We start from the raw sequence: 10401 nt of genomic DNA, 5'->3' as shown, positions 1-10401 counted from the left end.
TCAATTTTGCATGCCGGTTCACAGCTCAGCTCCTCATCATGGGCGGGTACGGCCATTCGAGGTTGCGGGACTTCGTGCTCGGCGGTGCTACGGCAGGTGTGCTGGGCGACCTTCGTCTGCCCGTCTTGCTTTCGCACTGAATGCTGGTTCCTTGAGGTGACGAGGTTGGAGAGGCTGCAGCAATGGCGTTGTGGCCGCCCGGAAGCCTAGCCTGTTTGCCGCGGAATCTTCCGCCGATAAGGCTGTCTTCGAAGAGCCGGCGCGGACAGGGCATGTCCTGAATTGCTTGCCGACGCGGACTTCTCCTGGCGATCCTGCCGCATCGGCGCCGCCAGCAGGCGCAGGCCGTTCAGGACGACAAGCACGGTGCCACCTTCATGGCCGATGACTGCAAGCGGCAGGGGGAGGTCGAAGAAAAGGCCGCCGGTGACCAAGACTGCCATGGCAAACAGCGCGAAAGCCAGATTCTGCCGGATGATTGTTGCGGTGCGGCGTGCCAGGTCATGGGCTGCCGCAAGCTGGCCCATTTCCTCCGAAAGCAGCGCAACATCTGCTGCCTGCAGTGCGACATCCGAGCCCGCGGCGCCCATGGCGATCCCGACATCCGCTCGTGCCAGCGCGGCCGCATCGTTGACCCCATCTCCAACGAACGCGACCTTACCCGAAGCCGCGAATTCTCCGACCATGCGGACCTTGTCCTCGGGCAGCATGTCAGCATGTATCTCCTCCGGACGGAGACCTAGCTCCAGGCCGATCCTGACGGCAACCGGCCGACGGTCTCCCGTCATCATCACGATCCGCTTCACGCCGCTGTCCCGTAGGGCAGCAAGCGCAGCTGCGGAGGTTGGACGCACCCCGTCAGCAACGGTGACGGCACCAAGCACCGTCGAACCCTTTCCGAGGTAGATGACGGTTTGGCTGTCTGCTGCGAGGACCTCGAGTGCCGGATCGTCGACCGAGGCTCCCATCTCCGACACGAGACGCGGATTGCCGGCCCAGATCAGGCCTTCTGCGTGTTCACCAACGATGCCGGCGCTCGGCCTGGTGTTCACGTTCAACACGTCCGCCGCGACGACGGACCGGCGCGCCGCCTCCTGCCTGATGGCGGCTGCGCTGTGATGTTCGGATTGCGCCTCGATTCCTGCCAGCAGGGAAAGGAACGCCTCTTCGTCGCCGTCGAGCGCCACCACGCGGGTCACCACCGCCTTGCCGGTGGTCAGGGTGCCGGTCTTGTCGAAGGCGAATGTGTCGACCGCCGCCAGCGTTTCAAGCGCGGCGCCACCCTTGAAGAGCACGCCTCCACGGGCCGCCGCCGACAAGGCCGAAAGGATCGCCGCGGGAACCGATATGACGATGGCGCAGGGGCTGGCGGCGACCAGCAGTGTCGCGGATCGATAGAGGGCATCCTCCCAGTCGCGCCCGAGCCAGTAGAAGGCGGCGAAGGCGAGCGCTGCCCCCGCCATGACCGCGACCGTATAGCGCTGGCCGAACCATGCGCTGAACTGTTCCGAAGGGGCTTTGGCTGCCTGCGCTTCCGTCACCAGCGCGATCATGCGGGCGACGGTGCTGTCTTCGATGGTCTTCGTGACCGCGACCTCGAGAACGCCGTCCAGATTGACGGTCGCCTCGAACACCTGCGCGCCCGGATCCTTTGCCACAGGCATGGATTCGCCGGTGATGCTTGCCTCGTCCAGAGAGCCGCGACCGCTGCTGATGATCCCGTCGGCGGGAACGCGGGCGCCCGGTCGCAGCACCACGACGTCGCCGACTTCGAGCTCGATGGCGGGAACCTCGGCGACGGTGCCATCCGCTTTTTTTCTCAGTGCTGTTTCCGGCCGCAACGCCATCAGGGATTCGACGGCGCGGCGGGCACGGCCGAGGGCCTGTTGTTCCAGGGTTGTGGAAACGCTGAACAGGGTCAACAGAACCGCACCCTCGAAAGGCGCGCCAACGGCCGCTGCGGCGACCGCCGCCACAACCATCAGAAGATCGATGTCAAGGATTTGCTCCTTCCACAAGGTCTCGAGGGCACGCCACGCGGCCGGTAGGCCACCGGCGAGATAGACGAGGCAAAGCCCGGCGAGCGAGGATCTATCAGCAACAACCCCTGTGAGTGGCCAAAGGGCGGCTACGGCCAGGAGCATGCCCAGAACGGTCAACACCGTTAGGATCACCGGAGTGTCGAACGTGAACCGTCTTTGCATCAAATCTCACTTTCAACCAACTCAATTGTGATCCGCGCATCCAGCTCTACAGATTAAGACGATGACTTTCTTCTATCCCTAGGGCAACTGCTCACGGCCAGATATCAAACCAATCAGTCCCGCCCACATCGCAGTTGGTTGTGCATGCGTTGGCACCCGGGCATAGCAAGACGATGCTGTCTACCAATCTGAACGGCTCGACTGTCGGCGTGCCGCGCGTGTGGCCTCGTTTGTCCATGTTCGGCAAGTCCGTCCCAACTGCGCTTCCGCGCCGCCGCTGATCTCCGTCGCCTTGGGAAGCGTCGGCCGGGCAGCTTTATGGAAGACCTCAGTCGTGGGCTGCTGCCCCCGAGGATCCGTGGTCTCGTCGTCCGCAGCGCGGCATGAGCGTCAATCATGCCCTGGCAAGCGCGGCTTCGATCTTAGCTACCGTGTGCCCGGTGAGGTCCTTGGCGAGTTCACCAACGAGCCTCAACCTGATCGCGTCGTGAAAATGGCGGCGCATTTCTCCGAGCGTCCGCGGGTCGGCTATTACAAATAGCGATGCAATGCTGCCCGTGATCGCCTGGTGATTGAGATAGGAGGCTGCCTCAGCGGCGAAATTGTCTTCATCCAGCCGCCTGTCGTCCGGATTGGCCGAAACGCTCCGGTGACGCGCCCCCGAGCCCGTATTGTCCGCGTCGATCTCCGGAGCGTCCAGCGCGACCAGCCTGATGTTAGGCTCGACGCCCTTGTTGCGAAACAGGCGCAGTTTCTTTCCGTCGGCGACGGCCACTGTCGTGTCGTTTGGGAGGATCATTTCCAGCTCCTGCTTCTCGAAGAGGTCTTGCTATAGATCTTTATGCGATAACATGAGGCATCTCGGTCGCTTGGTCGAGAGCGCCGTATGTCCACACCGATTGCCTTTCCGATCTCGCGAAGCCGGAAGCGATGACTTGAGTCAAGGAGATGCCGGGGAAGTGGATTCGCGTCATTGGGGCCAAGAAGGCATCTCGATGTTTGTGCAGGCCGCTCATGCATACCCGCGTTATCCGCAAGCGGTCGGGCGGGGCGACAATCGGCACGCCTGGAGGCCTGATCCGACTAGGCGGCGTAGAGTAGCGGATGGCGCTGGTGCTGGGCGCCTTCGGTTTCGGACCACTGGAAGCGGATACTAAACAAGCCATGAGCCTTATCCATGTTGTCCCGGCTCTGCCTGTCAGGCAAGGCCGTTCCATTAACTGAACTTGCTAGCCGATTGGGGTCGATTGGTTAGCTGACAGCGATCTCGTCTCATGGGCTTCGACCGGCTGCGCGACGCGGGTGCGTTTGAAAACGCTCTATTGGATGTCCGTTCTCTGGTCCGTATGACCGTGGTCCGCCCTCGGCCATGACGCAGGAAGAACCGGGGCATTACTTGTTGGCGTAGCGCTTGCAATTTGGGGGTACTTGCGGATTTTAGAGTTGGGGTAGTCGCTTGGCTATTGAGGGTTATTGGGGGGTGAGCTGCTGATTCCGATCCTCGTCCGTCTTTTCGGGTCGATATATCGGAAAGCGTGTCCCTCGCTGTCAGCCTACACACTTTTCGGTGAAATCCGTTGACAGCAACCGCATGTTCCTGCTCGTCATTGCGGCTGGGTCGTGTTCCTGACCGTCTATAGGCGGTCCAACGCTTGGATCGTTACGCCATCGAACCGAACGCTATTGCCGGCACCTTCGATCGCGATGGGAGCATCGCGGGCACATTGATCGGCAAGCGAGTTCTTCGAATTGATCGAGCGCAAGGCAGATGGGCGAGATTTATCCTCTGTTATGAAGTAGAATTAAAGAAACACCGGCTGACGAGGGGATAAATCCATGGCTGAAGATTGGGCCGTCGACGTCAAGAAGTACGCGAGCGACGCAGACGAAAAGGCGATTGCGGGGATTGTGCGTCACTGCGGCATCGCCCTGCAAAAGAGAGATTCTTCGCTGGTCTCCTTTTCGGACAAGGATGAGGTCGCGCGTGTACGCGATAATTTCCTGAAGAAAAAGCTCGGCTTGAACAGTCCGGACAGCGAACTCGATCAAGCCATTTCGGCTGTGGCGGCAAAAATGAAGGGCGATCGCACGAAGAACCGGGTTACGGTCTACTACCTGTTGGCGGAACATTTCGGAAAGCTCTCGACGTTCATTTGACAGGTTGGATGCTGGATCGCAGATTCACGGGAGGAAATTGCCATGAAGGGCTTTGTTGCCGATATCGAAGAACTGACTGAGGAAAACAGCGACTTCCGCCGGGTACTCTACACGGGAAAGAAACTTCAACTCGTTTTGATGGCGATTAAGCCCGGCGGCGAGATCGGCGAGGAAGTGCACGAGGATCGTGATCAGTTCTTTCGCGTCGAAAAGGGAAAAGGCGAAGTGCTGATCGACGGCAATCCCTCGAAAATCAAAAGCGACGACGCGATCATCGTGCCGGCTGGTGCTCGCCACAACATTAGGAACACCGGCGACAAGCCTTTGCGGCTATATACCCTTTATGCTCCGCCCGAGCATCGCGACGGCACGGTGCATGTGACCAAGGCCGACGCTGACGCTTCGGAAGAGCATTTTGACGGCAAGACGACCGAATGATTGCTTCCGCCCGAGTAACGACGCCCCTGCGTTTGCCATCCAATCGGAGTAGGTGGTGATGGATGCGGATTCCTGGGTCCCGCTGCTAGGTTTCATCGCCGCTTCCTTCCTTGCGGCTATGACTGGTTCCTTCTTCCGACCGGGCGAATGGTACGAGCGCTTGAACAAGCCGTCATGGCGCCCGCCGAACCGGCTTTTCGCTCCGGTTTGGACGGTTCTCTATGTGATGATCGCCGTTTCTGGCTGGCTGGTTTGGCGGGAGGTGGGATTTGCCGGCGCGGCCCTTCCACTAACCGTCTACGCCCTTCAGCTCGTGCTCAACGCCGCATGGACACCGCTCTTTTTTGGCCTGCACCGTCCCGACCTCGGCTTCTTCGACATCGTTCTGGTCTGGCTATCCATTGTCGCGACGATCGTGCTGTTTATCCCAATTCATGTTGGAGCCGGGTTGCTTCTCGTGCCCTATCTAGCGTGGGTCACTTTCGCGACGGCGCTTAATTTTGCGGTCTGGCGTTTGAACCCTGAGGTGGTACGACCCTAGCGCGCAGTACCGGGGACAAACGGTACCTGTCGTCCGCCCCCGTGCGGCAGGTCAAGACGCTGACGCGCGGTAGCACCTTTCGTCGAGATCGCGTTGGCTGCGAGTTGAGCAACTGGCTACCTGCCAGAAGAACACGCATTCGTTGTGCGGCAGCAAGGACGTGTACTGCCTTTTTGGGCCCTTGAGCGAATACTCGAGACGAACCGGACGAACGTGGCGAATGGCGCGACAAGAAAGACTCAGGAACCGTTGGCTGCTCGTCGCCGCGCTTCTCGCGGCGGCGGCAATCTATGTCGGTATCGAGCGGCCGTGGGAAACGAAACCCGTCACGGTCGCTGTGGAGACTCTAGCATCCGGCCACGTGTCCCAAATTCTTGCCGTCAACGGTCGCATCGCAGCGCGCAACTCCGTGACCGTGCGCGCGCCCGTCTCGGCTAAGGCGCTTTCCGTGCATGCGGACGAGGGTGACCACGTCATGGCCGGCCAAGTGCTTTTGAGTCTGGACACGGCCATCATAAACTCGCAGGTGGAACAGGCTGCTGCCGCGCTCGAATCCCAGCAGGCGCAGCAGCGCCAGGCTAGGGCCACCGTCGACCGCGCACGCGCACTTGGACCCAACAGTCCGCGTTCGGCACTGGAGGATGCCGAATTCCGGCTGACCAGCATCCAGCAAGAAACGGCCCGACTCGAGGCCGCGCTGCGCCAGGTACAGAGACAGCTCGATGAATTCACGATCCGCTCACCGATGACTGGCGTCGTCGTCACGCGGGGCGTCGATCTGGGCCAACTCGTCGACCTGCAGACCGAGCTATTTGTCATTGCTGACACCGGCGATCTCGTCGTTGAGACCGACGTCGATGAACTCTATTCCGCCTATGTGCGGGAGGGGCTCAAGGCGCTGCTGAAGCCGGTCGGTACCAGCATCGTTCAAGGCGGGAAGGTGGTTTTCGCCGCACCCATGGTGGACAGCGCGACGGGCGGCCGCGAGATCAAGATCGCTTTTGACGAGAAGGTTTCGCTGCCGGTAGGACTGACTGTGAACGCGAATCTAATCGTCAACGAGGTTGAGAACGCGCTGTCGCTGCCGCGACGCGCCATTGTGACCGACGGCGGGCGGAGCCATGTTCTTGTCCTCGAGAATGGGGTCGCGGTGCGACGCGAAATCGGCTTCAGCGACTGGCCTTCGGAGAGGGTCATCGTCACCGAAGGTCTGTCGGAGGGCGACGCCGTCATTCTCGACCCAGGCGCGGTCAAGCCCGGCGACAAGGCCGCACCGGGTAAGCCATGATCTACTGTTTCAAGTTCGCCTGGCGGTATCTCACCTCGAGCAAGTTGCAGACGGGTCTGCTGGTGCTCGGCGTGGCGGTGGGCGTTTTCGTCTTCGTCTTCATTAGCGCTCTTATAGGCGGGCTGGGCAGCTTCCTCGTCGACCGAACGGTGGGCGACATATCCCACGTCACGGTCGAGACACCTAGGCTCGACCCCGTGCTGTTGATGGCGCCCGCTGACGGGTCGATCCAGGCGGTCTATCAGCGCGAGGTGGGCCAGCGCGAAATCCTTCGCACTGCCGACGCGTTCCTACCGTCGTTGGAGACGCTTGTTGGGGTAAAAGCCGTGTCACCTCAGATTATCGGCAACGGTTTCGTCATTCGCGGCCAGTCACGCGCGCCCGTGGCGGTGACGGGAGTGGAGTCGCAAAAAGTATCCGCCATCGCCGACATCGCGAGCAATCTGCGGTCTGGTGAAGCGCGTTTGACCAACTCGACCGTCATCATTGGCGTGAGGATGGCCGACGACCTCGGTATCGGCGTCGGGCAGATCATAAACCTGCAGTCGGATCGCGGCGTTGAGCGCTCGCTGGTCGTCACCGGCCTGTTCTCGCTAGGGGTCGAGGCGCTCGATGCCCGCGCCGCTTTCGTCAGCCTTGCCGCGGCGCGGTCTCTGTTCGACCTGGAGCAGGGCATCAACCGGATCGAGATCAAACTTGATGATCTAGAGGCGGCCGACGACTATGCACAGCGCATCGCCGCCATGACAGGGCTGAAGGCTACCTCGTGGACCGAGGGCAACGCGCAGTTGATCGAAGGGCTGAGCGCCCAGGCAAACTCTGGCGACCTCATCAAGGCGTTTGCCCTGGTTACGATCGTCATCGGCGTGGCCAGCGCGCTTCTGCTGTCTACCTACCGGCGGCGGCCAGAGATCGGAATCATGCGGGCCATGGGAGCGAGCCGCGCTTTCGTGGTAGGGGTCTTCGTGATCCAGGGAACGCTGATCGGCGTGATCGGGGGCGTAGCCGGGGCTATTATTGGCTACCTCGTGCTCTCGCCCTTCCCGCTTCCGGAGAACGCGCCACCCGGTGGTTTTCCGATTGATGCGCGTCAGGGCGCCTACGCTGTGGCGGTTGTGCTGACGACGATCGGCGCAATATTTGCTTCTATCCTGCCGGCACGCGCCGCCGCCCGCGTGGATCCAGTTGAAGTGATCGGCTCATGAGCACTCTGCTCGAGGTCAGGGACCTGGTCAAAACGTTTGGCGAGGGCGAGACGGCGACGCGCGTACTGCGGGGTCTGAACCTGACGCTGGCACAGGGTGACCTCGCCGCCCTTCTTGGTCCTTCCGGTTCGGGCAAGAGCACGCTGCTGACCATTCTCGGGACGCTTATGCGGCCGACATCCGGAAGTCACGTTATGCTGAGCATGGACATGACCCGCGCGAGCGACGCCGAACTGACGGACTTCCGTAATCGGCACATCGGTTTTGTCTTTCAGTTCCATCATCTGCTTCCTGATTTCACCGCGCTGGAGAATGTGGTTTTTCCCACGGCTGTCGGTGTCGGGCGGGAGACGCGGGCTGCGAAAGAACGCGGCCGGGAGCTGCTTCAACGGGTTGGGCTTTCGGACCGCGTTCATTTCCGCACCACACAGCTTTCGGGTGGGCAAAAGCAGCGCGTCGCCGTAGCGCGAGCGCTGATGAACCGGCCCGAACTGGTGCTCGCGGACGAGCCTACAGGAAATCTCGACCGGGAATCGGCGGGCCGCGTAATGGAATTGCTCAAGGAGATCAATAAGGAAGAACGCACGACATTCCTCATTTCCACCCATGATGAGAAGATTGCCGCTGCGTGCAGACGCCAGGTTAGGGTCGTGGACGGTACCGCCGTCGCCGACGAGGTTTCGTTGTCGTGAAAAAACTCATTCGCCCCAGCCCGGGGACAGCTCGGCCGAATTGGTACGCAGTCCGGTCTGGATGTCGACGTTTCCGACCTTAGGCATGTCTGTTGCGTCGTGTCTCAAGCGAGCAGGGACACCCGAATGACGGGAGCAGAATATGACCCGGCGAGCGTGCGAGCATTCGTCATCGATCGTTTGCCCCGAGACATCCACTTTGGGCGGTGAGGCGCCAGAAGCAAGACCGTGGTCGTGACGGGAAGTATCGCATCGCGCCTACCACTTCGTGGCCTGATGGCGATTAGCATTGAGACTCCCGCCGAGGCGTTTCCTTGTTCAGAGAGCGCGAGGATCGCTGCGAATAGATCCGATCGATGCAGCAGCCCAACGAGATCTCCATCCCGCATCACGGGATAGACCCTATGCGATCGAGACAGGAACCCCTCGGCGGCGGAAACAAGATCAAGATCCACTGGCAGCGATCGCACCTCCCGCGTCATAAAGTCCGCGACTCTACCGTCCCACTGCTGGTAGTAGCTCGCGTTGAGCATTGGACGAAAACAGTCTTTCTCCGTCAGAATGCCGGCAAGGCCGCCGTCCTCACCAATCACGGGCGCGGCTGATACATGCTGCCGAGCGAAGACGGCCACCGCCTCCCTGATCGGCATTGAAGGCGAAAGTCGTGGGAACTCGATCCGCATGATGTGCTCGATCCCGACTTCGGTCGTCATTACCCCTGCTCCTGTACGTTGCCCGGGCAGCTGTCGCAGCGTCTCCCACCAAGACAGACGAGGCTCTCGCAGCTTCGGCGCGGCGCACCTCGGCCAAGCATGAGGCCGACGCCGAGGCCGGCGCCGGCAAGGGACATAATCACTACGGCGAGGAGTGCTTCCATCAGTTGACCTCCTCGAAATGCAGCCGGAAATCCCCCGTCGCGACGCTGCGCAGGCCCTCGCCGCGCCGGAACAGGAACAGGGCGGAGAGTTTCCGCCGACGCGCGAGATCGGGTCCGGCCCCACCTGCCGCCATCAGCGCAGTCGCCCATCCGTCCGCGTCGCGGGCGTTCTTCGACAACACTGATACCGAGGCAAGCATGCTGTCGACCGGCTCGCTCTTCGAAGGGTCGATGATGTGGCTGTAGCGCCGCCGGCCGATGTCGTAGCCATTGGCCCGGTCGCCGGATGTCGCGACCGCCATCCCGTCCAGACGCAAGACCCCTGCGATGTCGTCGCTGCCGGGGAGGGGATGCTCGACGCCGACCTGCCAGGCCCTGCCCGACGGGTGTCGGCCACGTGCGGCGAGCTCGCCGCCCAAGTTGACCAGGAAATGTTCGTTGCCTGCGTCGAGCAGAAGCGCGACGGTGCGGTCGAGCGCATGTCCCTTGGCGATGCCGCACAAATCGAGCGTCAGGTCCGTTTCGGCCCTGGCGAGATGTCCGTTGTCGGCCGACAGCCCGAGCCAGCCTCGGGACCGCGACGCGCTGCCGTGGATCGGACCGAACCCCCACCGAGCGACCAGAGGTCCGACGGTCGGGTCGAACGCACCGCCACTGGCGTGTGCGATCGCGAGCGCCGCGCCGGTGACGTCCGCGATCTCGTCGGTCACCGCCATGTCGCGCGTCGCGCCCGCATTGAACTTGGCGACGACGCTGTCGGCGCGCCATGGCGAGAAGGCGAGATCGAGTTGCACGAAGAGCGCGGCGAGACGTTCCGGCAAGCCGGCGAGATTCTCCCCGGCGGGAAGCGAAACGCTCCACTGCGTGCCGAAGGCCGAGCCGCTCAGGGCGGTCAGCGCCGGTGCGCCCCTGGCATAGGATGGAGCGCAGGCGGCAAGGCAGAACGCTGGGCCCAGGGCCAGAAAGCCGCGTCGGTTGTGAACCGGCATGCAAAATTGA

10 protein-coding genes and 1 pseudogene are annotated in these 10401 nt (G+C 61.9%); 7 read left to right on the top strand and 4 right to left on the bottom strand.

The window, feature by feature from the left end; translation table 11 throughout:
* A pseudogene (locus tag NA8A_RS25615) lies at positions 1 to 140 on the top strand (universal stress protein); the annotation flags it as partial.
* A 66-nt stretch (positions 141 to 206) separates the two neighbouring features.
* Here the strand turns inward: NA8A_RS25615 and NA8A_RS23855 are convergent.
* Positions 207 to 2204 (bottom strand): heavy metal translocating P-type ATPase, encoded by a 1998-nt coding sequence (locus NA8A_RS23855; RefSeq protein ID WP_009453013.1) that lies wholly within the window; start codon positions 2202 to 2204, stop codon positions 207 to 209.
* Between the two features lie 394 nt (positions 2205 to 2598).
* Positions 2599 to 3003, bottom strand: a complete 405-nt coding sequence (locus NA8A_RS23850; RefSeq protein WP_009453012.1) for a host attachment family protein — start codon at positions 3001 to 3003, stop codon at positions 2599 to 2601.
* A 1037-nt stretch (positions 3004 to 4040) separates the two neighbouring features.
* Between NA8A_RS23850 and NA8A_RS23845 the strand changes: the two genes are divergently transcribed.
* The 6 genes from NA8A_RS23845 (at position 4041) to NA8A_RS23820 (ending at position 8525) form a co-directional block, all read left to right on the top strand.
* Positions 4041 to 4361, top strand: coding sequence for a DUF2853 family protein (locus NA8A_RS23845; protein WP_009453011.1), 321 nt, complete (start codon positions 4041 to 4043; stop codon positions 4359 to 4361).
* A 42-nt stretch (positions 4362 to 4403) separates the two neighbouring features.
* Positions 4404 to 4799, top strand: coding sequence for a cupin domain-containing protein (locus NA8A_RS23840; RefSeq protein WP_009453010.1), 396 nt, complete (start codon positions 4404 to 4406; stop codon positions 4797 to 4799).
* Positions 4800 to 4857: 58 nt separating this feature from the next.
* On the top strand, positions 4858 to 5340 hold the full coding sequence (locus NA8A_RS23835) for a TspO/MBR family protein (protein WP_009453009.1): 483 nt from the start codon (positions 4858 to 4860) through the stop codon (positions 5338 to 5340).
* A 220-nt stretch (positions 5341 to 5560) separates the two neighbouring features.
* Positions 5561 to 6628 carry an efflux RND transporter periplasmic adaptor subunit gene (locus tag NA8A_RS23830; protein WP_009453008.1) on the top strand — a complete coding sequence of 356 codons (1068 nt, stop codon included), beginning with the start codon at positions 5561 to 5563 and terminating at the stop codon, positions 6626 to 6628.
* The gene (locus NA8A_RS23825) at positions 6625 to 7833 is read left to right on the top strand and encodes an ABC transporter permease (protein WP_009453007.1); all 1209 of its coding nucleotides are present in this window, start codon (positions 6625 to 6627) and stop codon (positions 7831 to 7833) included. The genes NA8A_RS23830 and NA8A_RS23825 overlap by 4 nt, the downstream gene beginning before the upstream one ends.
* A complete protein-coding gene (locus NA8A_RS23820; RefSeq protein ID WP_009453006.1) occupies positions 7830 to 8525 on the top strand; it encodes an ABC transporter ATP-binding protein in 696 nt (231 codons plus the stop codon). Before NA8A_RS23825 ends, NA8A_RS23820 begins: the two co-directional genes overlap by 4 nt.
* 104 nt (positions 8526 to 8629) lie before the next feature.
* Here NA8A_RS23820 and NA8A_RS24840 read toward each other — a convergent pair whose 3' ends face one another.
* A complete protein-coding gene (locus tag NA8A_RS24840) occupies positions 8630 to 9238 on the bottom strand; it encodes a CBS domain-containing protein (protein ID WP_009453005.1) in 609 nt (202 codons plus the stop codon).
* Positions 9239 to 9401: 163 nt separating this feature from the next.
* Positions 9402 to 10401: FAD:protein FMN transferase (locus NA8A_RS24835; RefSeq protein WP_009453004.1), on the bottom strand; the 1000-nt coding region annotated here is incomplete at its 5' end.

The sequence above is a fragment of the Nitratireductor indicus C115 genome, from assembly GCF_000300515.1.
Lineage (GTDB): Bacteria > Pseudomonadota > Alphaproteobacteria > Rhizobiales > Rhizobiaceae > Nitratireductor > Nitratireductor indicus.
The sequence above is the reverse complement of the archived record's forward strand: the minus strand, read 5'-3'. Positions and strand labels throughout refer to the sequence as shown.